Genomic DNA, 26,687 nt, shown 5'->3' on the forward strand with positions numbered 1-26,687 from the left:
GCCCCCAAAAAATAGTTTTTTAGTAGATAAAAGAAATGCCCTAGTCCAGTAAAAGGATTAGGGCATTGCTAAAAAGGGGCCTAAAAATTAGTTAGGCATTGGGAGAGAGTCGCCGTTCATGCTATAAACATAAGCCCATAGCGAGATGAAAAGGATAAGAAAAAGGGCGAGTCCGAGGAGGAACTTCTCTGTTCCCCATACTTTTTGATGGTTGCTCATTGTGGTTATATTTTCAATAGTCAAAAATCTATAGATTGAAGTGAGGGGCAAATTAAAGAAATAAGTCTAAAGAAGGCTTATAGAATGGGGCAAAATTTACATTATTGCATGGCTTTTATTTTCTGGAAAATGCTTTTGAAGGCGCCTTTTCGGATAAGTTGGCCGAGTTCTTTCCAGCGTAAGCGTTTAAAATAAAGCTTCATTTTTTCGGCTATGGCTTGATGTTGTTTTGGGGCCTTTTGGAGTTCTACTTTAGTTAGGCTGAGGGGAGTTTTAAGCATATTTTGGCCTAAGCGGATGGCATCGCAATGGGCGCCGCTGCCATCTAGTCCAATATTTTTGACCAATGCTCGGTATGGGTGGAGAGCCAAGCCATTTTGGAGAAAAATGCTGGCGTGCCAATGGCAGGCCCAGGTATTGAGTTCGCCAGATAGGTTTTGTTGCAATTGTTTATAAAAGCTCTCTTTTTGGCCTCCATTAAAGCTAAAAGGGTCGTAATTTTTATTGATTTGAGCGAGTATATTGGCGGTATCATCTCGATAATGTTTCCAGGCGCGTTGCCAGCTAGCCCAGCCCCAGCAGCTATTGACATTATAAAAAAAGCTAGGGCCTAAATCTTCTTCTTGTAGTTTGAGTGGGTAGATAAATCCACTAATGTGCATGACTTCCTCTACATCTTGATACAAATCAAGTGCTTGATTCATATAGCGCAGAAAATATGGGCTAGCCACAATATCATTTTCTAGGATAATGGCTCTTCCGTGTTTTTCCATTACTTCGGTTACCCCAGCTACAATATTTTTGCGCAGTCCCCAATTTTCTTCTCGCTCAATAATTTCTAGTTGTTTGGCCCAAGTTTGTTCTCGGATCAGCTGCCGAACAGCGGCAATGTCGGCCAAATCGTTGGGACTAGCATCAGCCTTTGGCCCATCCGAATAAATATAAATAGGGCTTTGGCTTGCCTCCTCATTTTCGGCTAAGGCGGCTAATGTTTGCGCCAAATGATCGGGTCTTTGGTAGACAAAAAGGACAACTGGGGCAAAAGTCGATAAAGACATAAGTTTATGATTGTTTATAAAGGCAAATATATGTAGAAGCGCTGTATCTTAAAGGCCCCTATATCAGAACATACATAATTTATTATCCTAATGAAAAGAATAAGCTTTTTGGCCTTTTTGGTCTTGCAACTATATAGTACTATAAGTTGGAGCCAAAAAACAGCTTTTGCCGTAGAATTAGCCGCCTTTGAGAAACAAGTGGATCTTAGTTATTTTAGCCCCATTCAAGCCGTTTATGAGCTCTATGATGTAAACGACTTTTACCGCTATCAGATTCCAGCCAAAAGTAAAGCAGAAGCCGAAACCTTATTAGCCGAAGTACGCGCAGGCAAATTTCCCTATGCTAGAATCATTGACTTTAAGGCTAGAGAAGAAGCTTGCAAAAACTCTTGTGGATTTTGGGCCCCAAAATATACTGGGCGAAATAATGATAATGACGAGCAAGAAGAAGCTTGGGCCAACACTCCAAATAACAACCCTCCCAATCAACTTTTGGCCTCCAAAAAGACCAATAAAACAGCCTTAGCTCCACCTCAAAACCGCAGTTTAGGTGGACTAGCCGCCCCAGAAGAGAGCTTGAGCTCTGCCATCTTTTTTGATTTTAATAGCAGCGAAATTCCCAGTCGAGAAAGTTATAAGATCAATTACCTAAGCGAATTGATGAAGTCAAACCCAGAGTATACTTTGGTCCTAAATGGCCATTCTGATGCCATTGGTGAGGAAGACAAAAACCTCAATCTCTCTAAAGAACGACTCGAAAAAGTAATGCTCAGCCTATTTATGAAAGGCGTAGAAGGCGAGCGCATGCGCATTCGTCCCCAAGGCGAACTAGAACCCATTGCCATCAATGAATACCCCAACGGAAGCGATAGCCCAGAAGGCCGCCGCTATAATCGACGTGTTCAACTCCAATTACTAAATGATAAAGGCGAAGAATTACCCCTTTTAGCCCCAATTGAAATCCCTGAACAGCTCCAAATTGGAGAATAATGGACAAAAAATATTAAAAAAAAGGGCCTTTCGATTGATCGAAAGGCCCTTGCTATTTACGCTAATTAAAGTCTAAACGATAAATCTTTAATCAGTTTTTGATCCAATTCAGGTAACAAATGTCTTGGAATTAAATAGGTGGCTAAGCCCGCCAAATCACCAAAAATATGGTGTTTGTTCAAGGCGCCCTCCAAATATCCAGCTCCTGAAGATCCCCCAGTTCCCGCTCGCATACCAATCATACGACGCACCATAATCATGTGGCGATAACGGAAAGTTGACATCAATTCATCCAATTCTAGCAATTTATTTAAGAGCTGAAATGGCTGCTGCAACAAAGGATATTCACGGTACAAATAGATAAATAAGGCCGAGCGACAGGCTTTTTCACTCAATCGAACTGGGCGATTTTCTGAAGCAAAGAAGAGCTCATCAAAGGCTTTCATGCTAATTTCTGAACGCTCAGAGCCCTTCAAACCAGCCAAATATACCCCTCTATAATGCGCCCAAAATGGATGCAGTTCTGAATTCCCCCCCTCTTTTTCCTCAAAATTTTGCCAATAATCCAATTGCCAAAAAGGCATCCGAGCCAACCAATTATCCAATAATTCAAACAAAGACAAACTATTTTCTGCCGCTTTTATGGCCTCAATATGCTCTTCTCTTAACTGCTTTTCATAGTATTTTTTGGCATGTCGATGATCCATTTTTAAGCCCAAACGAGTCTCAATTAAACGAAATTGAAAGCTCTGAAAACCCGAAGCAGGAGTCAATAAATCTCTAAAATCTAAGAAATCCATAGGCGTCATGGTCTCCATAACCCGAACCTGAGCCACCAATAATTTCCAAATTTCTACCACCCGATTCAACCGATGTGTAACCACCTGCAACCCCTTAGAATTGTCATTGATGTACTGCTCATCAAAAATTTTTAAGATAGACCCTAACTCATGCTGAACCTGCTTAAACCAAAGCTCATAAGCCTGATGAACAATGATAAATAACATCTCATCATGCGCATCTACCCCCTGCGCCTCACTTTCCAATTGCTGAGCCGACAAAATTTTATCTAAGCCCAAATAGTCGTTGTAATACTGCTCTTTTCCAGTATAAGAGTTTTTCATAGTAGCTGTTTTTATGCGACTTTTCACCGCGTTTCTTGCAACTTTAGGCAATTTTAAGCAGCTCTCCAATTCCAAATCAAAATTCTAACTCAAGAATAATATTTCGGCTTTTGATCATACGTTTCTCTAATTTTTAGCCTTTTTATTATACGTTTTTTTAGGGGCCTCCGCAGCACAGCTGCGGCGCTACGTTTCAGGGCTCGCAAGACGCTCGGCCCTTCGGCGGACTAGCCGCCTCGGTCTGGCGCTCCGCGCCACCCCTGCACATCGCTAGGCCAAAACCCAAGCTCGGCCAAAAACAAAATCCCCATTTTATAGGCTTTTGCGCCATAAAGATTTAAAGAAATAAAGAATTCTTTATTTCTTTAAATCTTTATTTCTTTATTGGAATTTCAAGCCCAAATCCTTAGCTTTAAGCCTAGATCACTGCCCTTTTTGGGCCATTTTTTTGCCTCAAAATCTATCGTATGCCCGTCAAAATAGGGGTCGTCTCTCAAAAAGGAGGCGTCGGAAAAAGTACGCTCTGCCGCCTGCTCGCCAGAGAATATGCCGCCAACGATTGGGAAGTTAAAATCGCCGATATGGATGTTTCCCAATCCACGTCCTTTAACTGGAATAGCCGCCGATTACAACAAAATATACTGCCCGCTATCTCTGTAGAACAGTTTGCAGAGGTCAAAAGAGCCATCAAAATTAGCCAAAATCACGACCTCATTATCTTTGATGGCGCCCCCAGCTCTAACCGCCTTACCCTAGAAATTGCCCAAACTTCTGACCTTATTTTGCTCCCCACTGGTACCGCTCTAGACGATCTAGAACCGACCATCAAACTGGCCCACGAACTCAAAAAACGCAAGATCCCACGCCAAAAAATTGCCCTGGTCCTCTCCAGAATCGGTACCTCTAAAGCCGAAATCGAAGAGGCCAAAGACTATATTTCAATCACTGGATACCCACTTATCGAAGGCTATTTAGAAGAAAAAACCGCCTACCGAAGAGCTAGCGATTTGGGCCAAGCCCTAACCGAAACCCCCTACCCTAGCCTCAATGAAAAGGCCGATATTTTGGTCCAAAATATTATCAATTACCTAGCTAAAATCAGCTAGTTCCCCCCCCAAAAACAGCCCCTTTTCTTGGGCATTTTTAGCCTAAAACGACCTAAATTCAATCCCAAAAACGACTCATTGACGTCTTTTTGTTTAAAAAATAACGCTCTACTCCCCCTTTTATTCTCGACGTTTTTTAACAAGTCTCCTAAACTTTTATCTATTTTTTTAATGTCTAAAAAGGTTGATAACTGTTTATTTACATTAAAAACCCATAGAGTTACTTACCTTTCGTAAATAATTTTACATCCATTTTTTTAGATATAATTATGTGATTATGGCCAAAATACCCGCTCCCAAAAAGCTAAAAAGTAGCAAAGGACAGCCTCCAAAAGAAGAAAATAGTAGCAAAAATCTCGAAAAAAGACCAAAAATTGAACGAGTTGCCCTCAATTTTTCAGTCGATGCCGACTTCAGAAAAGCGCTAAAATCTGCCGCCCTAGAAGAGGAAATTTCTATGGTAGAGTTATTAAAAAAAATGTTCGATTTTTATCAAAATCGAGACTAATAAAATAGCCGCTTTTTTGCCTTTTTTTAAGCCGTCGTTTTCTTAAAAACGACGGCTTTTTTGTCTTTTTTCTAAAAAATTTGTCGTCGTTTTTAAAAATTGTCGCCCTAAATTAGACTATACACGACTACGAAAAAAGCTTTTTTATGGCCTATAAATCCTATTTAGACTAGGTTTTATTTGTAATTCAGACACCTACTAAACATCTATACGAAAAAAATGCTTTTTATAAATTAGTTTAGTCACTTTTTTGTTCTTAATGGTCAAAAAATCGACTAAAAAGCCTTTCAAAAATTTATTTTTCGTGTATAAGTTTTAAGTGACTAGAAATTGCGTCAGAATGGCAAAAAAAATTTTAATTTTTTAAACCAACAACAACAATTTTCAAACAACAACAAAATCCACGACAGTTTAGCGCCAGCCCCGCTCTCGGGCGTACGCGCGCGAGGCCAAGAGTTAAGCTATACCCTTTTGTTGTTGTTTATTTTAACAACAATACTTTTCTATATTTTCCGACCCCGTAACTAATTGATTGTCATTTGATTACAAAGGTTAACAACGACGGATTTGGGGTGTTAGAACGACGGATTTGGGGTGTTTTTGGTTTTTAACGACGACGGATTTGGGGTGTCGAACGACAATTTTGGGGTGAAAAACGACGGATTTGGGGTGTTTTTATTCCTTCAAATTGCAGTTTTTTTTCGCCGCTGCGTTGATAATGCCGTTTTTTGTGGATAAATTAGCCCAAAATTGTGGAAAACTGCCTCAAACGCCCATTTTATGCCAATAACTTAAAAGTATGGAACAAAAAAACAAAAGACAGGTTGCTTCAACAGTTAGAGAAGCAAACGAATTGATCGAAGCTAGCTACCGGTTTTCTGTCTGGGAGGATCGGATTTTTTTGCTCACCCTTTCGCAAATCCAAGCAGAGGATGACGACTTCAAAATTTACAAAATCTACGTCAAGGATTTGGCCCGAGAATATGGCTTGGCGACTAAAAGTGTTTACGAAAATATCCGAGAGGCTGTTTCTTCCTTGCAGCGCAAAACCATCAGCATCCCTTTTCGCTTCGATGAGGGGCCTGGAAAATTGACGACCAGCTTTTTCACCTCCTTCGGCGAATTGGACCAATCTGACTTTAGCCACATCCTGGTGGAGCTGCACCCCAAGCTCAAGCCCTACCTGCTGCAGCTCAAAGAGCGCTTCACTCAGTACAACATTTCCTTCCTAGTCCGCATGCAGAGCCACTACTCCAAGCGGATCTACAAACTTCTCAAACAGTACCACCCCTTGAGTCGACGAAGAATTAGCGTTCAGCAACTCAAGCAAATTTTGCAAATCGAGCCAGAGGAGTACAAGCGCTACTTCGACTTCAAGCGCCGAGTGATTCTCAAAGCTCAAGAAGATTTGGCCGAGTACACCGACCTGAAGTTTGAGTTTGAGGAGGAGCGCAAGGGCCGAAAGGTTCAAGCTATTTTGTTCACTATTTTTACCAACGAAAAAAACGAAATTGAAAGCGCGCCAGCACCCAAGAGCAAAACCCCAAAAAAACTCCAAGCGGCTCCAAGCCAAAACAAGCTTTCGCCAGCGGCCCAAAAACTTTTTGATCAGGTGGAGCACTGGGGACTCTCTCGGCAGGATTTTGAAAAATACCTAGAGCAGAAAACCCAAGAGGAATTCCAAACCTGCATCGACCTGACCCTGCAAAACGAAAAAGTCAAAAACCGAGTGGCTTACTTGGTGAGTTTACTTAAAAAAGAAAATTTAAAGGCCGTCAAAAAGTTAGAAGAAAATGGACAGCCTCCAGTGCTCAAAAATTCTTTCCATCAGGAATTCAAAAAGTTGGAAAAGGAGCATCAGCTGGAAGTGAGTCAATGCCGAGCCCATTACCACCAACTGGCCCAAGAGGAGATTTTGCGGCAGTTGCAAGATGGCCCCAGCATCGAGCGCTTCATCAGCCAGTTTCGGGCGCAAAACTCTTGGATGCCGCTCAACCTGCAGGCTTTTCGGCGAGAGTTTGAGGAAAGTCGAATGTTTCAGGGCCGAGTTTACAACCTCTTCCGCCAAGTTTTGCCCCAATTGCCCGAATTGGAGCAAAAGCGGGATTTGCAGATCAAAAAGCTGGAAAAAGATTTCTGGGCATTAGTCAAGAAGCTGAGGAACGCCTAAGAGGCCCCTAGCTGCCCGTCTAAGCGCTTTAAATCTCGTTTTGATGTATTGGGTTGTTAGGGGTGGAGATCGTCGATTAGGAGCTAAATGAGCGCCTTTTAGCAAAATGGGGACTGTGCGAGGCGGATTGCTGAAGTTCAGGCTTGGAGCTCCGCATGGAAGCATTTTGCTTCTGCAAGTTTGGATGATAAAGCTAGTTTGCCGTTTAAGGCCCTTTTTGGGCGATTTGAGCGCTTTAAATCTCGTTTTGGTGCATTGGGTTGTCAGGGGTGGAGATCGTCGCTTAGAAGCCAAATGAGCGCCTTTTAGCAAAATGGGGACTGTGCGAGGCGGATTGCTGAAGTTCAGGCTTGGAGCTCCGCATGGAAGCATTTTGCTTCTGCAAGTTTGGATGATAAAGCTAGTTTGTCGTTTAAGGCCCTTTTTGGGCGATTTGAGCGCTTTAAATCTCGTTTTGGTGTATTGGGTTGTCAGGGGTGGAGATCGTCGCTTAGAAGGCAAATGAGCGCCTTTTAGTAAAATCTTGGTCCAGACTTCTGCGTTTGGAGGCGAGCGCAGCGAGCCGGCTTAGGGATGGGCAGCAGTGGCCGCAGGCCAGACCGAGCCAGCAGAGCTGGCGAAGGGCCGAGCGAATAGCGAGCTGCGAGACAGCCCGACCCGAGGCCCAAGGGGCCGAAGGGGAAGCTCCTAAATAGTGTTAGATTTGTTCCTGTAAATTAATTAGGGATCTAAAATTTGGATCGACTTTTTAGCGCTTTAAAAAGCTTAATTAACTGATTATCAGTATAAAGATTTCTTTATTTAACGGAATCTTTATTTCGTTAAATCTTTAATTAAAGATTTTGTTGTATATACGAAAATGGCTTATTTAGGCCAATTTAGCGCTTCTTTTTCTATGGCTTTAAGCTCCTTTAAAAAGCTATGAAAACTATCTTGGAAAAGGCTCATTTTGGGTTGTTCGAGTTGGGTAAATGCTTCTAAATCTTGGGCCGTTTGGTAGCTATCTTGGCAGCCAAACAGATGCAAATTGCTTTTGAGTTGATGGAGTAGGCGGGTTAATTTTGGCCAATTATTGTTGGTTTGGGCTGTTGCAAGTTGAGTTTGCATCTGGGTTAACTCTTGGGCAAAATCTTGGAGAAAGGGGCGCCATTGTTCTTCTTGGGGGCCGACTAATTGTTGGAGGCGTTGGAGTTTTATTTTTGGGGAATTCATTTTTTTGGAGACAGTTCTTCTTGTTCTAAAATGCGGTAAATTGTTGATTTTCCGATGCCTAGGGCTTGGGCGGCTTTAACAACATGATTTTTTTGGACATAGAGCTGATGCATAATAATTTGTCGTTGGTATTCCTGCATGCTGCTTCCTTCTTTAATCCATTGTTGGACCTCTTGTTTAAAATCGTCTTCTTGCCAAAGGTCTTTGCCTTTGAGCAGGCGATCTGTGCAAAGTAGGGCCGAGCGTTCGATCAGTTGTTTCAGTTCGCGTAGGTTTTCGCTAAAGTACCAATTTTTCAAGCGGTTTTGTGCTGATTTGTGTAGGCCCTTGACTTGCAGGCCTTGTTCTTCGCAAAATTGTTTGAGGAGTTGTTGGCTGAGGTTAATCAATTCGCCTTTTCCGCGTTCGGCCAAAGAGGGAACCTTGAGGCGGCGTTCTTTGAGTTGTTGGAGTAAACTACTTGAAAACTGTTTATTTTCTTGCCAATAATCAAGATCTTTGCTGCTGCTCAAATACAACTTTTGGTTGAGAAAGACGGGGCTATCACCTTGAGGCAAAATATATTTCCCCTCTCGTAAAAACTTGGCCAGCTGTTCTTGTAAATCAAAGGGCAGCAACTCGATATGCTGAATGAGCAAAGCGCCAAAACTGCGATTAGAAAGCACCCCAAAATGTCGTTCTTGGCCCTTTTTTTTGCCTTGGCCAAAAAGCAGTCGTTCCAAATCTTCAGTTTTATGATCTAGCAAATTGAAGCGTTGAAAAGGCATTTGGGCAAAGGGCGAAAGGCCGTGCATGGCTCCCGCCAACCAGCTTTTTCCACTACCTGCGGCACCTTGTAAAAAGATAAAATCTTTATTTTGGGCCAATAATTTGGCCCGTTTAAAAAGGCGAATCATCAGTTTACTTTGCCCCAAAAGGCCCAATTCTGCAAATTCTGCAATCAATTGTTCTTCCTCCAAATCAAGTTGTTGATATTGCTTTTGCCAACCCTTCAAAAGTGGGACTAATTGCTTCAAAAAGAAGGGGAAAGGGGCATTGAGCAAGACAATTTGCCGAGCTTGCAAATCTTGATAATCGGCCCAGCTGATCTCTGGAGCCCAACAAAAAAGCTGTCCAAGTTGCCGAACCTGGCTAGCTGTTAAATCGGCCAAAGCGGAAAAGGGAAGAATGGAAGCCGCTAATTTTTCTTCGCCCAATTCCCAGTCCTCCAAAGACGCCAAAGCGGCCAATAGTTCTTGCTTTTGCTGTTTGGGCCAGGCCCATAATCCCAATCGTAAAGGCGCTTTCATCTGATAAAATTGAAGAATAAGAGGATGTTTGTTTTTTGGGGCCGCCCGCCTTTGGCGGGCGGTTACTCCCTTTGGTCGTCGAACTGCAGCCTAAAGGCCTTGTTGTCGTTCCGCAGCTCGCTATTCGCTCGGCCCTTCGGCCTGCGGCCTCGGTCTGGCCTAAGGGCCACTGCTGCACATCGCTAGGCCGAGGGCCGTTTCCAAGCTTTCGACAAAAGTTGGGGCTTTTTTGTAATTTTGGAGGACGCTCGATCTCCTTTGGGCCAAAATGAAAATAAAACCTATGCCTAGTTTAGAAAAAGAAAGCAAAAAATCTCAAATCTATCGAGCCGCCGCTCAACTCTTTAAAGAAAAAGGTTACCAAGCTGCTTCCATGCGCGATTTAGCCGAGCGGGTAGAGCTGCGAGCCTCTAGTCTTTACAATCACATTGGGTCCAAAGAAGAGATTTTGCAGCAAATTTGTTTTGAACATGCCCAAGATTTTCTCAAAGCTATGCAAGAGGTGGAAGAACTTCCCATCAGTCAGGGCCAAAAAATTGAGCGTTTACTGCGCTTACATATTCGCAAGGCGCTCAAGGATGTGAGTAGCCTAACGGTCTTCAATGATGAATGGAAACACCTTAGCAGCCCCCATCTCGAAAAGTTTAGACGGCTGCGCAAAGATTATGAAAATCGCTTTAGGGCCATTATTGAGCAAGCCGTAGCCGCTGGAGAATTACCCCAGCTAGACACAGAACTTTTGCTTTATGCTTTGCTCAATGCGATTCATTGGCTGCCAAATTGGAATCATCGCAATAGTACACTTACTGCCAGCGAATTAGAAGAACAAGTATTACGCATCCTACTCAAAGGAATCCAAAAATAAATGCCCTACGGCCTTTTTTTTTGAAGCCAAATTTATAGAAACGAACATTTGTTCGTATTATTTAGCTCGCCCAATTCAATCAAGAGAAACAAACTACTTATGGAAAGCAATATCAGCACTCAAATCGATAAGGCAACTTTGCGCCAATCTTTCTTTTTGGCTAGCCAGGCTAGAGCAATGGCCACCCTTTACGAAGAGAATTTTAAGTTGGTCGCTAAGTATGTGCATGCTACTTCTAGAGGGCATGAAGTTTTGCAAGTGGCCTTAGGTAGCCAATTGCTTCCTCAAGATTTTGTGGCCCCTTATTATCGAGATGATGCACTTTTGCTAGCTATCGGTATGCAGCCCTATGATTTAATGTTGCAACTGCTCGCCAAGCGAAATGATCCCTTTTCTGGCGGCCGAACTTATTATTCGCATCCCAGCTTAAGGGATGAAGATAAACCCAAAATCCCTCATCAATCTTCTGCTACAGGTATGCAGGCTATTCCCACTACTGGGGTGGCTATGGGAATCCAGTACAAAGAAAAAATGGGCCTTTATACCGAAGATTTTCAGGGCCAATTGCCGATTGCAGTTTGTTCTTTGGGCGATGCCTCGGTAACAGAAGGCGAGGTGGCGGAGGCTTTCCAAATGGCCGCCCTTAAGCAGTTTCCCATTTTGTATGTGGTTCAAGATAATGGCTGGGATATTTCTGCCAATGCAGAAGAAACCCGTGCCCAAAATGCCTTTGAATATATTCAAGGTTTCCACGGCATCGAGGCCCGCCAAATTCAAGGCAATAACTTTCTAGAGAGCTATCTTGAGATTCAAGATATTCTGCGCATTATGCGCAAAGAACGTCGCCCCTTTTTGTTGCACGCTTCGGTGCCTTTGCTCAATCACCACACTTCTGGGGTGCGCATGGAGTGGTACCGAGATGATCTCGAAGAACAGCGCAAATTAGATCCTACCCCCATTTTTATCCGCCAAATGCTGGCCGAAGGCTTTAGCCAAAGCGATATTGAGGATATTGAACAGGCCGCCAAAGAAAAGGTGCAAGCCGATTTCGAGCGCGCTTTAGCCCAAGAGGATCCTCAAGCAGAAGATATTTTTAAGCATGTTTATGCCCCCACACCTGTTACCAGCGAACAAGGCGAACGCCGACCCGCTAATGGAGAGGAAAAAGTGATGGTCGATTCAGCACTTTTTGCCGTTCAAGAACTGATGGAGGATCATCCTGAATGTTTGCTTTATGGCCAAGATGTGGGCGGCCGCTTAGGCGGGGTGTTCCGCGAAGCGGCTACTCTAGCCCAAAAGTTTGGCGATGACCGAGTTTTTAATACGCCCATCCAAGAGGCCTTTATTATTGGAAGCACGGTGGGGATGGCCGCTACTGGCCTTCGCCCCATCGTAGAGGTCCAATTTGCCGATTATATCTGGCCAGGCCTCAATCAATTGTTTACCGAATTAAGCCGATCGTATTATCTCTCTAACGGAAAATGGCCCGCAAGCATGATTCTCCGCGTGCCTATCGGCGCTTATGGAAGTGGTGGCCCTTATCACTCTTCTAGCGTAGAATCGGTCTTGACCAATATCAAGGGAATTAAAATCGCTTATCCTAGCAATGGCGCCGATCTAAAAGGCTTGATGAAGTCAGCTTATCTAGATCCCAACCCCGTCGTTATTTTTGAACATAAAGGGCTGTATTGGTCTAAGGTGCCTGGCACCGCCGCCGCCCGAACCATTATGCCCGATCGCGATTATGCTTTGCCTTTTGGCCAAGCCAATATGGTCCTAGAAGCCACCGAAGAGAAAAAGGCGGAAGGCCCTGTAGCTTTGGTCGTTTCTTACGGTATGGGCGTGCATTGGGCCCTTAACGCAGCCAAAGCTTTCCCTGGCCAAGTTTCCATTCTGGATCTCCGCACTTTGGCCCCTCTAGATACCGAAATGATTTATGCCCAGCTCAAAAAACATCACCGCTGTCTAGTCCTCACCGAGGAGCCTGTAAATTGCACTTTTGCCCAAAGTATCGCCGCCCGAATCCAAGAAAATTGCTTTGAGTCGCTCGATGCTCCAGTCCAAACTTTAGGCGCAGAAGATTTACCCGCTATTCCTTTGCACGAAAATCTAGAAAAAGCCATGCTCCCTTCTAGCCAGAAGGTCCAAACTGCTTTAGAAAAGTTGCTGAAGTACTAGTAGGGGCCTCCGCAGCAAGCTGCGGCGCTACGTTACAGGGCTCGCAGGTCTGCTCGGCCCTGCAGCCGCCAAAGGCGGCTTTGGGCTGGCGCTTTGCGCCACCCTTTCACATCGCTAGGCCGCTCCACCAAATAGCTAAAGGTTTGGCCTTTTTCTTCGGCTGCCTAACCACTGAGATTGAATTTAAAAAACACTGACTATATATGACCGAATTATATCCACTCCAATTGTCGGATGTTCGCCAAGAAACAGAGGATTGCCGCTCTTTGGCCTTTGCCATCCCCCAAAACCTCCAAGAGAAGTTTAAGTTTGTTCAGGGCCAATACCTGACCCTGCAAACCAAAATCAATGGAGAAGATGTTCGCCGTAGTTACTCGATTTGTTCTAGCCCCTTGGACCAAGAGCTTCGGGTGGCCGTCAAATTATTGCCCGGCGGTAAGTTCTCTACTTTTGCCAATGAGGTGCTAAAGGTGGGCGATGAACTCTTGGCTATGCCGCCTATGGGAAATTTCTATACGGATTTAGATCCCCAACAAAGTAAACACTATTTCTGTGTGGCTGCAGGTAGCGGCATCACGCCTATGATGTCGATTATCAAAACGACCCTAGAAACAGAGCCGAATAGCCAGATTACCTTGCTTTATGGCAATAAAAATACCCGCAATATTATTTTTCATGAGCAACTAGAAGGGCTGAAAAATAAGTACTTAGAGCGCTTTACGATCATTTATATTCTCAGCCGTGAAAAACTAGATGAGGATATCCTTTTTGGCCGCATCGATGCCCAAAAGTTTGAGGCGATTAGCCAAACTTTAGTCGATCTCAACACAGTTGACGAATGTTTCCTTTGTGGACCAGAAGCAATGATTCTCGCTCTTAAAGAGGGCTTGGCCCAAAAAGGACTAAACAAGAAAAATATTCATTTCGAACTCTTTGGAACCAACCAAAAAGGACAGAAAAAACCAGAAATCAAAGAAGAAAATCAAGGCAAGGCCGCTAAAGTAGAGGTCCGCGTAGATGGCCGCAGCTTTGTTTTTGATTTGCCCTTTGGCCAAGATAATTTATTAGATGCCTCGATGAAAGAAGGTGCTGACCTCCCCTTTGCTTGTAAAGGCGGCGTTTGCTGTACTTGTAAGGCCCGACTCAAAAAAGGGGAAGTGGAGATGATGGTCAATTATGCTCTAGAACCCGAAGAGGTAGCCGATGGACTGATTCTCAGCTGCCAAGCTTACCCCAAATCAGAAGAAATCATGCTCGATTTTGACGATATTTAAGTAAGCGTACGAACAAGCGTTCGTATTTTTCCTTATATTAAAGAATCAAGCCTTAAGTCTATTTTGACTAAGATGATAAAATAGAATACTTATGACTAAGTCTATCAATATTGCAAAATTAGAAGAGCGTTTTCAAGCTAAGGTAGATGCCGAGCAGAAAATCGAGCCTAAAGATTGGATGCCAGAGGCTTACCGCAAAACGCTAATTCGCCAGATTTCTCAGCATGCACACTCTGAAGTAGTGGGGATGCTTCCAGAAGGAAACTGGATTTTGAGAGCACCCAGCCTTCGCCGCAAAGTGGCCCTTTTGGCCAAAGTACAAGATGAGGCCGGCCACGGTCTTTACCTTTATAGCGCTGCCGAAACCTTGGGCATCGACAGAGATGAGCTCTATGCGCAGTTGCTTTCGGGCAAAGCCAAATATTCCAGCATCTTTAATTATCCCACTCAAACTTGGGCCGATATCGGAACAGTGGGCTGGTTGGTCGATGGCGCAGCCATTATGAACCAAGTGATGCTAACCCGCACCTCTTATGGTCCTTATGCCCGCGCTATGGTGCGCATTTGTAAGGAAGAGAGTTTTCATCAGCGCCAAGGCTATGAAATTCTTTTGGCCCTTAGTCAAGGTACCGAAGAGCAGCGCCAAATGCTACAAGATGCAGTAAATCGCTGGTGGTGGCCCTCTTTGATGATGTTTGGACCAAGTGATGCCGCTTCTACGCATTCGGCCCAATCTATGGCCTGGAAAATCAAGCGAAAATCAAATGACCAACTCCGCCAAGAGTTTGTCGATGCAACGGTCCGCCAAGCCGAATACTTGGGCGTGACTTTGCCCGATCCAGACCTCAAATGGAATGAAGAAAGAGGACATTACGATTTTGGCGAAATCAATTGGGATGAATTCTGGGCCGTGGTTAAAGGCCGAGGACGTTGCAATAAAAACCGCCTGAAAACAAGACGCAAAGCGCATGAAAATGGCGCTTGGGTTAGAGAAGCCGCTATGGCTCATGCCGAGAAGCGAGCCGCCCGCCAAAAGGAAGAGGGCATCGCCTAAAACGGAATTGGCCTAGCGATGTGAAAGGGTGGCGCAAAGCGCCAGCCCAAAGCCGCCTTTGGCGGCTGCAGGGCCGAGCAGACCTGCGAGCCCTGTAACGTAGCGCCGACGACCGGAGGGAGACGGAGGCCCCAAAACATTAAAAATAACAAGCAATGGATAAGAAATCATGGCCTCTATGGGAGGTGTTTATCAGAAGTAAATCGGGTTTGCAGCACAAACATGTGGGCAGCCTGCATGCCGTAGATGCGCAAATGGCCCTAGAAAATGCTAGAGATGTATATACGCGCAGAAATGAAGGTTTGAGCATTTGGGTGATCCCTTCTAGCCAAATTGTGGCCTCTGAACCCGAAGACGAGTATATCTTCGAGGCGGCCAAATCTAAGGTGTATCGCCACCCCACTTTCTATGATATTCCCGATGAAGTGGGCCATATGTAGCCCTATTTGCTCAGACCAAAAAAACTGAATCTTATGGATCAAGCTGCCGCCTTACTGGACTATGTCCTCCGATTGGCAGATACCAATCTCGTTTTGGGCCAACGCCTAGCAGAATGTTGCGGACATGCCCCAGAACTAGAGTTAGATATTGCATTAACCAATATTTCTTTGGACCTAATGGGCCAAGCCAGATCACTTTATCAATATGCCGCAGAGCTGAAGGGCGAGGGCTGCACTGAAGATGATTTAGCTTATTTGCGGACCGAAAGAGAGTTTCGCAATCCCCTCTTGGTGGAGTACCCCAATGAGGATTTTGCCTATACCATTTTGCGCCAATTTCTCTTCGATGCCTATAATCAACTCTTTTATCAGGCCCTACAAAATAGCAGCGATGCCCGCCTAGCAGAAATCGCCCGCAAGTCGATTAAAGAAATTCGCTATCACCTTCGCTTTAGCGCCGAATGGTGCATCCGCCTAGGCGATGGCACCGAATTGAGCCGCCAAAAAATGCAAACGGCCCTAGATGACCTTTGGGATTATACCGCCGAGCTTTGCACGCCCAATGCTACCGATCAGACGCTTTTGTCTAGCGGCATTGCCGTAGATCTCGAACAGCTTAAAGCGCCTTATTTTGAGCGAGTAGAAGAAATTTTGACCAAAGCTACCCTCGAAAAACCCGATTATGAACCCTTCCAACAAGGGGGCAAAGAGGGCAGCCATACCGAATTTTTAGGCCACCTTTTGGCCGAATTGCAGGTACTTCAAAGAACCTATCCAGGAGCAGAATGGTAATGTTTTGGGGCTTCCCCGCCTGCAGGCGGGTCGGGCTGTGCCGCAGCTCGCTGTTCGCTCGGCCCTTCGCCGCTTTCAGCGGCTCGGTCTGGCCCTACGGGCCACTGCTATCCATCCCTAAGCCAGGCCCGTGCTTAGCCTATTAAAGAAATAACGGAATCTTTATTTCTTTAATCCGTTAATTCTTTATTTAAAGAAATCTTTATCCAATTATGGCGGTACAAATCGCAGCAGTAGAAGGCTATTTGGCCCAGGTCAAAGATCCCGAAATTCCGGTCCTATCGGTTTTGGATATGGGGGTGGTTCGGGCCATTCGTCCCTTTGAAGAAGAGGGGGTAGAAATCGACTTGACGCCGACTTATTCGGGCTGTCCCGCTATGAGTACCATTTCATTTGATATTATAGCGGAACTAGAGGCCCAAGGCATTCATCCCGTAAAAATCAATATGGTGCTTAGTCCAGCTTGGACCACCGACTGGCTCACGGAAGAGGGCCGGAAAAAACTGCGGGCTTATGGCATTGCTCCTCCCGAGGGGCAGGCGGGCCGGATTGATGCACTTTTTGGGGAAGCTCCACAACCCGCTTGCCCCCGTTGCGATTCTAGAAATACGAAGCAGTTGAGCCAATTTGGTTCTACGGCTTGCAAGGCCTTGTATCAATGCCAAGATTGCAAAGAGCCTTTTGACTACTTTAAATGTCATTAAAAAGTAAATATGTCTGACTTACTACTAAAAAAACAAGAAGGGGCCATTTTAGAGCTGTCGCTCAATCGTCCCAAACAATATAATAGTTTCAATCGCCCGATGGCTTTGGCCCTTATTGCCGCTTTAGAAGAAGCTGCTGCGGACCAAAGTATTCGGGTGATTGTGTTAACGGCCCAGGGCAAAGGCTTTTGCGCTGGCCAAGATCTCAATGAAGTTACCGACCCCAATAATGGGATTAACTTTGAGGCCATTTTAGAAGAGCACTACAATCCCATTATTCGTCTAATTCGCCGTACCGAAAAGCCTGTGATTGCCGCTTTGCAAGGAGTGGCTGCTGGCGCTGGGGCCAATATTGCTTTGGCTTGTGATTTTGTAGTTTGTAGCGAAAAGGCCAGCTTTACCCAAGCCTTTAGCAAAATTGGTTTGGTACCCGATAGCGGCGGAAGCTACATTTTACCTCGTTTGGTGGGCTGGCAAAGAGCCAATGCTATGCTTATGCTCAGCGAGAAGTTTACTGCTCAAGAAGCTTTGGAACTAGGGATGATTTATAAAGTAGTGGCCGCAGAAGAATTAACAACAGCTACTCAACAATTGGCGGAGCGCTTGGCCAATATGCCCGGCCAAGCTTTGGGTTGGACCAAACGTCTGCTGAATGCTTCTATTACAAATACTTTAGAAGAACAACTCGAACTAGAATCAGACCTACAAATTAAAGCAGGCTATTCGGCTGACTTTAAGGAAGGGGTGGCCGCTTTTTTAGAAAAACGTGCCCCAAAATTTAATCAAGACAAATAAAGTGATTTCCATGAAAGTTGCTGTTATCGGAGCAGGAGCTATGGGCAGCGGCATTGCTCAAATTGCCGCCACCCAAGGCCATTCCGTATACTTATATGACAAGTTTCCGCAGGCGCTAGAAAAGGCCCTCGGAAAGCTAAAGAAAATTCTCAATCGCTTAGTTGAAAAAGGGCGTTTGGGCCAAGAAGAGGCCGAAGCCATTTATGGCCGAATTGAGCCCATCTCTGAACTTGAAAAATTGGCCGATTCGGGCCTAGTGATTGAGGCCATTGTTGAAAATCTGGAGATTAAAAAGGCCGTTTTTCAAGAGCTAGAAAGTCTAGTGGCCAAGGATTGTATTTTGGCCTCTAATACCTCATCACTCTCTATTGCTTCTATTGCGGCAGCTTGCCAGCAATCGGAGCGCGTATTGGGCATCCACTTTTTCAATCCAGCTCCCTTGATGAAGCTGGTCGAAATTATTCCAGCGGTCCAAACCGCTGATGTAGTGACCCAAAAAGCCAAAGCAATCATTGATGGCTGGGGCAAATTGACCGTATTGGCCAAGGATACTCCCGGCTTTATTGTCAATCGTGTGGCCCGCCCATTTTATGGCGAAGCCCTTCGCATTTTAGAAGAAGGCATTGCTGATGTAGCGACTATTGATTGGGCCATGAAGGAGTTGGGAGGCTTTAGAATGGGGCCTTTTACTCTTATGGATTATATCGGGAATGATATCAATTATACCGTGACCGAAACCGTTTTCAAAGCTTTTTATTACGATCCTCGCTATAAGCCCGCTTTTACACAAAAGCGCTTGGCTGAGGCTGGATTCTTGGGCCGAAAAACGGGCCGTGGCTATTATAGTTATGCAGAAGGCGCAACAGCCCCTGCTCCACAAAAAGAGGAGCTTTTGGGCCAACAGATTTTGCATCGCATTCTGGTCATGTTAATCAATGAAGCAGCTGATGCCCTCTTTTGGCAGGTAGCTAGCGCTAAGGATATTGATTTGGCCATGACTAAGGGGGTTAATTATCCCAAAGGATTATTGGCTTGGGCCAATGAATTGGGCGCAGCTCATTGTGTAGAGCAACTCGATGCCCTTTATGATACTTACCGAGAAGATCGTTATCGCTGTTCGCCTTTATTGAGAAGAATGGCTCAAGAAAATACCTCTTTCGATGTCTAAAGAAAAAGCAGAATGGATCGTGGGCGAACAGATGTTGGCCAAAGATGCCTTTAGCCAATGGCTAGGCATTCAGGTGGATGAAATTCGCCCGGGCTTTGCCGAGCTAAGCATGCGGGTTCGTCCCGAAATGACAAATGGTTTTGGCATTGCGCATGGTGGCATTTGCTATTCTTTGGCCGATACAGCCTTGGCTTTTGCGGCCAATGCACATGGTCCAAAAAGCCGCTCGATCAATACCTCTATTGTGCATACTTTGGCGGTAGCTGAGGGCGAAAAATTATTAGCGAGGGCCGAAGAAGAATATTTGCACCCCAAATTGGCCCATTATAAGGTCCATATTTATAACGGAAAAGGCGAACAAGTGGCCATTTTCCAAGGCTCGGTTTATCGCTCTTCTAAAAGCTGGACCCCAGAGGAGCTGGCCTAGCCGAGACAGGCGGCGAAGCCGCCGCAGGCTTAGGGATGGATAGCAGTGGCCGTTAGGCCAGACCCAGCAGGCGAAGCCTGCGCAGGGCCGAGCGAGCAGCGAGCTGCGGCACAGCCCGACCCGCCTGAAAGGCGGGGAAGCCCCCTATTTTAAATGCGTTCTAAGAGAACAACAAGCAACAACAATATGTCTAAAGCAAGTTTTTTGGTGGATGGTGTACGCACGGCCATCGGTAATTTTGGCGGGACTTTATCGCCTGTTCGGACCGATGATTTGGCGGCCCATGTGATTAAGGAATTGGTGGCCCGCCATCCCAATATTCCGCAAGATAGTTATGATGATGTGATTTTGGGCTGTGCCAATCAGGCCGGAGAAGACAACCGAAATGTGGCCCGTATGGCGCTTTTGTTGGCGGGTTTGCCTTATTCGGTGCCTGGCGAAACGGTGAATCGACTTTGTGCTTCGGGCATGTCGGCTGCTATTCATGCGCATCGGGCCATTATGGCGGGCGATGGGGAGCTGTTTTTGGCTGGAGGCGTGGAGCATATGACCCGCGGTCCTTGGGTCATTTCTAAGGTCTCTAAACCTTTTGGCCGAGATGCGCAGATGCATGATTCTAGCTTCGGTTGGCGCTTTGTCAATCCCAAAATGAAGGAAATTTATGGAGTGGATGGCATGGGCGTAACTGCCGAGAACTTGGTGGATTTGCACCAAATTTCAAGAGCTGATCAAGATCTTTTTGCCTATCGCTCTCAAATGAAGGCGGCTGCGGCTCAAGAAAAAGGCATTTTGGCCGAAGAAATTGTGCCGATTGCCATCAAACGACGCAAACAAGAGGACCTTATTTTTGATCAAGATGAGTTCATCAAACCCAATTCTAGTCTAGAAGTTTTGGGCAAGTTGCGGGCTGCTTTTCGCAAGGAAGGCGGTAGCGTGACGGCGGGCAATTCTTCTGGCCTCAATGATGGCGCAGCGGTTAATCTTATCGCTTCGGCAGCAGCGGTGGAGCGCTACCAATTGCAGCCTTTGGCCCAAATTATTAGCTCGGCTGTGGTGGGCGTAGAGCCTCGAATTATGGGAATCGGTCCCGTAGAAGCTAGCCGAAAAGCCTTGGCCAAAGCTGGACTCAGCCTCGATCAAATGGATGTGATTGAGCTCAATGAGGCCTTTGCTGCCCAAAGTTTGGCTTGCACCCGCAGCCTCGGTCTAGCCGATGACGATCCTCGCATCAATCCCAATGGCGGTGCGATTGCCATTGGCCACCCCTTGGGGGTAACGGGCGCCCGCATTTTGTTGGCGGCCGCTCGAGAGTTGCAGCGCAAAGGTGGAAAATACGCTTTGGTAACGATGTGTATTGGCGTGGGCCAAGGCTATGCAACCATCATCAAAAATGTAAATGTCTAAACAGTTTTGGGGCCTCCGCTGCGGCTTCGCCTTGCGGCGCTACGTTTCGCAGCTCGCTATTCGCTCGGCCCTTCGCCAGCTTCGCTGGCTTGGTCTGGCCTTCGGCCACTGCTGCACATCGCTAGGCCAAATAACAGTCTTGCGTTTTGGTCCTAAAATTTACAACTGGCTGATAAGTAGCTATTTGGACCAATAAAGATTTCTTTAATTAAAGAAATAAAGAATTAACGGATTAAAGATTTAAAGAAATAAAGAAGATGTCAACAACTCCCAATATTCCCAACTTTGCTTTGGGGCAGTGGCAGCCGCATGAAGGCGATGGCATTGCACAATACAATGCCATTACGGGCCAATTGATCAGCACCGTAGGCAGCCAAGGTTTAGATTATGCGGCTATGGCCCAATACGCCAGAGAAGTCGGTAACCGCAATTTGCGCAAAATGACTTTTCACCAAAGAGGTAGAATGCTCAAGAAATTGGCTTTACACCTTTACGGAATGCGCAAAAAATATTATCCACTGAGTTACCAAACTGGGGCCACCAAAGTCGATAGCTGGATTGATATTGATGGGGGAATTGGGACGCTCTTCGCTTATGCTTCTTTGCGTAAAAAATTTCAAGACCAACCCTATTTTGTAGATGGCGAAACGGCTCCTTTGTCTAAAGAAGGGACCTTTGTGGGCCAACATATTATGGTCCCTCGTCGCGGGGTGGCCATTCATATCAATGCCTTTAATTTTCCCATTTGGGGAATGCTAGAAAAATTGGCGGTCAATCTTTTGGCGGGTATGCCGGCTATTGTCAAACCTGCTGAACAAACTTCTTATTTGACCCAAGCCATGGTGCAAGATATTGTGGCTTCAGGCATTTTGCCCGAGGGCGCTTTGCAGTTGGTTTGTGGTTCTGGTGTTGGCATTTTGGATTCGGTGACTTCTCAAGATGTAGTGACCTTTACGGGCTCGGCTAGTACGGGCCGTATGCTCAAAAGCTTGCCCCAGATTGTAGAGCAGGCCGTTCCCTTTAATATGGAAGCCGACTCTTTGAATTGCTCTGTTTTGGGCCTAAATGCCTTGCCTGGCACGCCCGAATTTGATCTATTTATCAAAGAGGTGCGCAAAGAGATGACCGTAAAAGCAGGGCAAAAATGTACGGCTATTCGCCGCATTTTGGTCCCTCGCCAGCAAATGGATGCGGTCCAAGAGGCTTTGAGCCAACAATTGGCCAAAACTGTAGTGGGCGACCCTCAGCTAGAGGGAGTGCGTATGGGCGCCTTGGCTAGCAAAGAACAGGTTGCTGAAGTGCGCAAGCAAGTTGGCCTTTTGTCAGAAGAAAACGAATTAGTTTTTGGTCAAATGACCGATTTTGAAGTCATGGGCGCTTCTGCCGAAACAGGGGCATTTTTGGCGCCTATGCTCATGCGTTGTGCAGATGGTTTCAAAGCAACTCGAGTACATGAACTAGAAGCTTTTGGTCCAGCCAGCACTTTGATTCCTTATGATAATACAGAAGAAGCTGCGGCCTTGGCTCGAATGGGAAAAGGTTCTTTAGTAGCCTCTATTGTTACTGCAGACGACCAAGAAGCCAGAGAATTTGTCATGGAGGCGGCTAGCCATCATGGTCGAATTTTGATCCTCAACCGCGATTCGGCTAAAGAAAGTACTGGACATGGTTCGCCCATGCCTTTATTGAGCCATGGTGGTCCTGGACGAGCAGGAGGTGGAGAAGAAATGGGGGGAATGCGTGGTGTTAAGCATTATTTACAGCGGACCGCCTTGCAGGGGAGTCCAACCACTCTTTCTAATGTCACGCAGACCTATCAATATGGCGGTCGCTATATTGAGGACCAAGTTCATCCTTTCCGCAAGCATTTTGAAGAATTGCAGGTTGGCGAAACTTGGATCACGCATAAACATACCGTTAGCGAGACCGATATTACCAATTTTGCCAATGTGAGCGGCGACAACTTTTATGCGCATATGGATGCCACCTCTTTGGAGGGGACCATTTTTGAGCAGCGAGTGGCACATGGTTATTTTGTCTTGGCCAAGGCCGCTGGTTTATTTGTCGAGCCCAGAAAAGGGCCCGTTTTGCTCAACTATGGCTTAGAAGAATGCCGCTTTGTCAAGCCTGTTTATCCAGGAATGACGATTGGCGTGCGCTTGACGGTTAAGGAAAAAGTGGCCCAAGAAAAGCGGGAGCCAGAAGATATTGCCAAGGGAATCGTCAAGTTTTTGGTAGATGTCTATGATGAAACTGGCGAAAGTGTGGCCATTGCCACCATTTTGACTATGGTGAAGATGTTGGACCAAAACGGAATTGACTAAATTTGGGCGTAGAGGCGGGCCGAAGGCCCGCCTGGCCACAACAAGCTCTTTAGGGCGCAGTTCGACGACCGAAGGGAGTAACGCCCCAAAAACATTAAAATATAGTATAAAAACGAGATAGCATGGAAGATAAGACGCAGTTAGGAAAAGTAGAATTGACGGTAGAGAAAGGCGTGGCAAAAATTAGTTTTTACCATCCGGCGCATAACTCTTTGCCTGGGAAATTGCTGGCCAAATTGGCCAATACGATCACGGAAGTATCGGCTATGGAGGCTGTAAAAGTGATTGTTTTGCAGAGTGAGGGCAATCGCACATTTTGTGCGGGAGCTAGTTTTGACGAATTGATTTCAATTAAGGATTTGGAGACGGGAAAGGCCTTTTTTATGGGTTTTGCCAATGTCATCAATGCTTGCCGCAAATCTTCAAAATTGATTATTGGCCGAGTGCAGGGTAAAGCTGTAGGCGGTGGAGTTGGTTTGGCTTCTGCCTGTGATTATTGTTTTGCCACCCAATACGCCTCCGTAAAATTGAGCGAATTGGCCATTGGTATTGGTCCTTTTGTAGTGGGGCCAGCGGTAGAGCGCAAAGTGGGTCTATCGGCCTTTTCGCAAATGGCCATCAATGCCACACAATGGTATTCAGCAGAATGGGCCAGAGAAAAAGGACTTTTTACCGAAGTATTTGAGAGCGCGGAATTGATGGATGAGGCTATCTTGAAATTGAGCTTCAACTTGTCAAATTCTAGTCCTGAGGCCATGCAAGAGCTCAAAGGAATTTGCTGGAAAGGCACCGAAAACTGGGATGAGCTTTTGGCAGAACGAGCGGCCATTAGTGGGCGTTTGGTCCTTTCTGATTTTACTGTAAATGCCATCAATGACTTTAAGGCCAAGGCCTAAGCAAAAGCGAAAAAAATGTTTTACGAGTTTAGAGGATACCGCCCTGTGGTGCATGAAACGGCTTTTGTGCATCCTCAGGCTAATGTAACGGGCAATGTGTTCATCGGAGCGCATTGTTATATTGGGCCAGGGGCTGTTTTGCGGGGAGATTGGGGCGAAATTCGCTTAGAAGAAGGCTGCAATATTCAGGAAAACTGTGTGGTCCATATGTTCCCAGGCCGCTCAGCTTACTTTGGAGCTGGGGCGCATGTGGGACATGGAGCCATTATTCATGGGGCGCATTTGGAAGAAAATACCATGGTCGGTATGAATGCGGTTTTGATGGATGATGTTCGCCTAGGGGCCCATAGTATTGTGGGTGCTTTGAGTTTCTTAAAAGGCGAAATGAAGATTCCGCCTCGTTCTTTGGTGGTCGGAAATCCCGCCAGAATTGTCAAAGAGCTAAGTGATGAAATGATTGCTTGGAAGCGAAAAGGAACGGGACTTTACCAGCAATTGCCTAAAGATTGCCATGAGAGTTTAAAAGTTTGCGAGCCTTTAAGGCAAGCAGAAGAAGGGCGGCTGGGTCGTCAAGCTTTTGCCGAATTTGAAAGCCTGAAGCGAACAAAGCGAAAATAAATGAAAAGCCCCTGCAATTATAGGGGCTTTTTTATGGCTAATATTTATTGGTCCCTCAACTTTTTCCTTTTAATAAAAAGGAGTGGAGAAGTCATTAAAGTTGCTTTTGAAGAAAAGACTAAGGATAATAATTTGGGGCCCGCGGCCAGCTTTGCTGGCCGCCGCTATGCTACGGGGCTCGCAGGTCTGCTCGGCCCTGCGCCGCCTTTGGCGGCTGGGTCTGGCCTTCGGCCACCCCTCCGCAGCGCTGGGCCGCTCATCTTTACTAGCAGCTTTTGGTCCAATCGCTTCGGCACTAAAATCAATTGTTTGATTAACAGGAATTAGTGCCTATAAAGAAATCTTTAATTAAATAATTAACGAAATAAAGATTTAAAGAAATAACGGAATCTTTATTGCCTACATGGACCAATTTTGCATCTAGAGGCGGTGAAGCCGCCTAGCTGAGGGATGGACAGCAGTGGCCGAAGGCCAGACCAAGCCAGCGAAGCTGGCGAAGGGCCGAGCGAATAGCGAGCTGCGAAACAGCCCGACCCGCCCGAAGGGCGGGGCAGCCCCAAAAAAAAAAAGCCCTTCCCGAAAAGGAAGAGCTTTAGAAAATTAAAATTGTTATTTTATCTTAATTAGGGACAGCCACTGCCAAAGAGGGGAAAATGCTGGCCAAAATGGGGCGTAACCCGCTGAGGAAAAATTCTACGGCGATCACCATCACGATTAGGCCCATTAGGCGGAGCATAATTTTATTCCCCGTTTCGCCTAGCCATTTTGAGATCGTAGAAGAAGTATATAAAATAGCGTAAGTAATGCCCAGAATGAGGGCCATACTGCCAATAAGAATAAATTTTTGGACCAGATTATCGGCATCTTGCATCAAGATAATCGAGTTAGTGATCGCGCCAGGTCCGCAAATGAGTGGAATTGCCAAGGGCGTAATTGAAATATCAGTAACATAAGATTTTACCTCTTCTTCACGGACCTTAATGCGGCCCAAGCGGGCTTGCAGCATATCAGAGCCCATTTGGAAAAAGATGATACCGCCCACAATGCGGAAAGCATTGGCTGAAATGCCAAAGAAAGAAAACAAAAGCTGCCCAGAAAGCGCAAAGGCCAACATGGTAAAAAAGGCGGCTATAACGGCTTTTTTTGCGGTGGCTCGTTGTTGTTGTTTTGTCAACTCGCTCGTCATGGTCATAAAGACGGGCATAGTGCTTAGGGGGTTGACAATAGAAAAGTAAGAAGTAAACGCCAAGAGGCCAAAAGCCAAGTTTTCGCTCATTGTAGTTGTTTTTTATTGCGAAGGAGTTGGATTTGTTTTGCAGGGCAAATCTAGAGCAGTGGACTAGATTTTTAGCGTTTTTTTCTGAAAAAAATCTATTTTTAGAAAATAGAACTATAAAAGATGCTTTTGGCAGTAAATATTTTCTTTTTGACCTTTAAAAAGGCCCTGCCAAAGTAATTTTCCCCTTATTTAAACAAAAGATTAAGCCGCATGAAATTGGACCCCACTGATTTGAAGATTTTGCAACTTTTGCAAGCGGATGCCAAGTTAAGCATCAAAGAAATTTCGGCCGATTTGGGCCTGAGCAGCACGCCTGTCTACGAGCGCATTAAGCGCTTAGAAAAGCGAGGATACATTAAAGGTTATGTAGCCTTGGTGAATCGAAAAAAAGTAGAAATGGGCCTGATGGCCTTTTTATCCGTTTCGCTTAAAGAGCATTCACAAACGGCCCTCTTAAAATTTGAGCAAGAGATTATCAAATTCCCTAAAGTGATGGAATGCTATCATATTGCGGGACAATATGACTTTATCCTCAAGATTGTCGTTCGCGATATGCAAGATTATCACGACTTCACTTTTAATCGTTTGGCTGCTATGGATAATATTGGGCATGTGCAGACCGATTTTGTGATGAATGACATCAAATACTCTACTGAAATTCCTTTAGATTAAAACAATATGTTTTAAAAAGGGCTGGTAAATTTTTTCAAGCAGCAATAACTTGCTAAAAACTAGCGCTATAAATCGCTTTTAGCTCCTTTTTGGGGCAGCAAACAGCAGAGCAGTGGCGGCA

Annotated in this window: 25 protein-coding genes; 19 read left to right on the top strand and 6 right to left on the bottom strand. The window is 45.5% G+C overall.

The features are described from left to right. Positions 1 to 87: 87 nt before the first annotated feature. Both PPO43_RS16095 and PPO43_RS16100 read right to left on the bottom strand, forming a co-directional pair. Complete coding sequence (locus PPO43_RS16095; protein ID WP_015695515.1) at positions 88 to 219, bottom strand: hypothetical protein; 132 nt, start codon at positions 217 to 219, stop codon at positions 88 to 90. A 101-nt stretch (positions 220 to 320) separates the two neighbouring features. Next, complete coding sequence (locus tag PPO43_RS16100; RefSeq protein WP_272621345.1) at positions 321 to 1,277, bottom strand: glycosyltransferase; 957 nt, start codon at positions 1,275 to 1,277, stop codon at positions 321 to 323. A 90-nt stretch (positions 1,278 to 1,367) separates the two neighbouring features. On the opposite strand from PPO43_RS16100, the gene PPO43_RS16105 reads away from it, so the two are divergent. Beyond that, positions 1,368 to 2,267 (top strand): OmpA family protein, encoded by a 900-nt coding sequence (locus tag PPO43_RS16105; protein WP_272621347.1) that lies wholly within the window; start codon positions 1,368 to 1,370, stop codon positions 2,265 to 2,267. Positions 2,268 to 2,332: 65 nt separating this feature from the next. Here the strand turns inward: PPO43_RS16105 and PPO43_RS16110 are convergent, their stop codons facing one another. Beyond that, entirely contained in the window at positions 2,333 to 3,391 is a 1,059-nt protein-coding gene (locus PPO43_RS16110) for a tryptophan 2,3-dioxygenase family protein (protein WP_272621349.1), read from the bottom strand. A gap of 467 nt (positions 3,392 to 3,858) precedes the next feature. Here PPO43_RS16110 and PPO43_RS16115 point away from each other — a divergent pair, with 467 nt between their 5' ends. From PPO43_RS16115 to PPO43_RS16125, 3 genes are all read left to right on the top strand, one after another. After that, a complete protein-coding gene (locus PPO43_RS16115) occupies positions 3,859 to 4,497 on the top strand; it encodes a ParA family protein (protein ID WP_272621350.1) in 639 nt (212 codons plus the stop codon). Positions 4,498 to 4,774: 277 nt separating this feature from the next. Next, positions 4,775 to 5,005 carry a hypothetical protein gene (locus tag PPO43_RS16120; protein WP_272621351.1) on the top strand — a complete coding sequence of 77 codons (231 nt, stop codon included), beginning with the start codon at positions 4,775 to 4,777 and terminating at the stop codon, positions 5,003 to 5,005. A gap of 799 nt (positions 5,006 to 5,804) precedes the next feature. Beyond that, a complete protein-coding gene (locus PPO43_RS16125) occupies positions 5,805 to 7,175 on the top strand; it encodes a replication initiation protein (protein ID WP_272621352.1) in 1,371 nt (456 codons plus the stop codon). Positions 7,176 to 8,039: 864 nt separating this feature from the next. On the opposite strand, the gene PPO43_RS16130 is transcribed toward PPO43_RS16125, so the two are convergent. Together PPO43_RS16130 and PPO43_RS16135 are read right to left on the bottom strand one after the other, a co-directional pair. After that, on the bottom strand, positions 8,040 to 8,387 hold the full coding sequence (locus PPO43_RS16130) for an Hpt domain-containing protein (protein ID WP_272621353.1): 348 nt from the start codon (positions 8,385 to 8,387) through the stop codon (positions 8,040 to 8,042). Further along, entirely contained in the window at positions 8,384 to 9,676 is a 1,293-nt protein-coding gene (locus tag PPO43_RS16135; RefSeq protein ID WP_272621354.1) for a sigma 54-interacting transcriptional regulator, read from the bottom strand. The genes PPO43_RS16130 and PPO43_RS16135 overlap by 4 nt, the downstream gene beginning before the upstream one ends. A gap of 283 nt (positions 9,677 to 9,959) precedes the next feature. Between PPO43_RS16135 and PPO43_RS16140 the strand changes: the two genes are divergently transcribed. The 14 genes from PPO43_RS16140 (at position 9,960) to PPO43_RS16205 (ending at position 24,615) form a co-directional block, all read left to right on the top strand. Continuing rightward, positions 9,960 to 10,541, top strand: a complete 582-nt coding sequence (locus PPO43_RS16140; protein ID WP_272621355.1) for a TetR/AcrR family transcriptional regulator — start codon at positions 9,960 to 9,962, stop codon at positions 10,539 to 10,541. A gap of 99 nt (positions 10,542 to 10,640) precedes the next feature. Next, on the top strand, positions 10,641 to 12,719 hold the full coding sequence (locus PPO43_RS16145) for an alpha-ketoacid dehydrogenase subunit alpha/beta (protein ID WP_272621356.1): 2,079 nt from the start codon (positions 10,641 to 10,643) through the stop codon (positions 12,717 to 12,719). Between the two features lie 203 nt (positions 12,720 to 12,922). Further along, positions 12,923 to 13,993 carry a 1,2-phenylacetyl-CoA epoxidase subunit PaaE gene (paaE, locus tag PPO43_RS16150; RefSeq protein ID WP_272621357.1) on the top strand — a complete coding sequence of 357 codons (1,071 nt, stop codon included), beginning with the start codon at positions 12,923 to 12,925 and terminating at the stop codon, positions 13,991 to 13,993. A gap of 91 nt (positions 13,994 to 14,084) precedes the next feature. Further along, positions 14,085 to 15,047, top strand: coding sequence for a 1,2-phenylacetyl-CoA epoxidase subunit PaaA (gene paaA / locus PPO43_RS16155; RefSeq protein WP_272621358.1), 963 nt, complete (start codon positions 14,085 to 14,087; stop codon positions 15,045 to 15,047). Positions 15,048 to 15,202: 155 nt separating this feature from the next. Then, positions 15,203 to 15,487 carry a 1,2-phenylacetyl-CoA epoxidase subunit PaaB gene (paaB, locus tag PPO43_RS16160; protein WP_002656138.1) on the top strand — a complete coding sequence of 95 codons (285 nt, stop codon included), beginning with the start codon at positions 15,203 to 15,205 and terminating at the stop codon, positions 15,485 to 15,487. Positions 15,488 to 15,520: 33 nt separating this feature from the next. Then, positions 15,521 to 16,279, top strand: a complete 759-nt coding sequence (gene paaC, locus PPO43_RS16165) for a 1,2-phenylacetyl-CoA epoxidase subunit PaaC (RefSeq protein ID WP_272621359.1) — start codon at positions 15,521 to 15,523, stop codon at positions 16,277 to 16,279. 212 nt (positions 16,280 to 16,491) lie between these two features. Then, the gene (paaD, locus tag PPO43_RS16170; protein ID WP_272621360.1) at positions 16,492 to 16,983 is read left to right on the top strand and encodes a 1,2-phenylacetyl-CoA epoxidase subunit PaaD; all 492 of its coding nucleotides are present in this window, start codon (positions 16,492 to 16,494) and stop codon (positions 16,981 to 16,983) included. A gap of 9 nt (positions 16,984 to 16,992) precedes the next feature. Then, positions 16,993 to 17,778 (top strand): enoyl-CoA hydratase-related protein, encoded by a 786-nt coding sequence (locus PPO43_RS16175; RefSeq protein ID WP_272621361.1) that lies wholly within the window; start codon positions 16,993 to 16,995, stop codon positions 17,776 to 17,778. Positions 17,779 to 17,788: 10 nt separating this feature from the next. Further along, entirely contained in the window at positions 17,789 to 18,946 is a 1,158-nt protein-coding gene (locus tag PPO43_RS16180; protein ID WP_272621362.1) for a 3-hydroxyacyl-CoA dehydrogenase NAD-binding domain-containing protein, read from the top strand. Beyond that, entirely contained in the window at positions 18,939 to 19,373 is a 435-nt protein-coding gene (locus tag PPO43_RS16185; RefSeq protein WP_015695535.1) for a PaaI family thioesterase, read from the top strand. The genes PPO43_RS16180 and PPO43_RS16185 overlap by 8 nt, the downstream gene beginning before the upstream one ends. Positions 19,374 to 19,559: 186 nt before the next feature. Continuing rightward, positions 19,560 to 20,777 carry an acetyl-CoA C-acyltransferase gene (locus PPO43_RS16190; RefSeq protein WP_272621363.1) on the top strand — a complete coding sequence of 406 codons (1,218 nt, stop codon included), beginning with the start codon at positions 19,560 to 19,562 and terminating at the stop codon, positions 20,775 to 20,777. A 257-nt stretch (positions 20,778 to 21,034) separates the two neighbouring features. Beyond that, positions 21,035 to 23,101 carry a phenylacetic acid degradation bifunctional protein PaaZ gene (paaZ, locus tag PPO43_RS16195; protein ID WP_272621364.1) on the top strand — a complete coding sequence of 689 codons (2,067 nt, stop codon included), beginning with the start codon at positions 21,035 to 21,037 and terminating at the stop codon, positions 23,099 to 23,101. Positions 23,102 to 23,223: 122 nt separating this feature from the next. Beyond that, positions 23,224 to 23,997, top strand: a complete 774-nt coding sequence (locus PPO43_RS16200) for an enoyl-CoA hydratase/isomerase family protein (RefSeq protein ID WP_272621365.1) — start codon at positions 23,224 to 23,226, stop codon at positions 23,995 to 23,997. 15 nt (positions 23,998 to 24,012) lie between these two features. After that, positions 24,013 to 24,615 (top strand): acyltransferase, encoded by a 603-nt coding sequence (locus PPO43_RS16205; protein ID WP_272621366.1) that lies wholly within the window; start codon positions 24,013 to 24,015, stop codon positions 24,613 to 24,615. 619 nt (positions 24,616 to 25,234) lie between these two features. Here PPO43_RS16205 and PPO43_RS16210 read toward each other — a convergent pair. Further along, entirely contained in the window at positions 25,235 to 25,891 is a 657-nt protein-coding gene (locus PPO43_RS16210; protein ID WP_272621367.1) for a MarC family protein, read from the bottom strand. Positions 25,892 to 26,104: 213 nt separating this feature from the next. Here PPO43_RS16210 and PPO43_RS16215 point away from each other — a divergent pair, with 213 nt between their 5' ends. After that, positions 26,105 to 26,566: an Lrp/AsnC family transcriptional regulator gene (locus tag PPO43_RS16215; protein ID WP_272621368.1), complete on the top strand. Its 462-nt coding sequence runs from the start codon at positions 26,105 to 26,107 to the stop codon at positions 26,564 to 26,566. The last annotated feature ends 121 nt before the right edge of the window (positions 26,567 to 26,687 follow it).

The organism is Saprospira sp. CCB-QB6, assembly GCF_028464065.1.
In the GTDB taxonomy this organism is placed as follows: Bacteria; Bacteroidota; Bacteroidia; order Chitinophagales; family Saprospiraceae; genus Saprospira.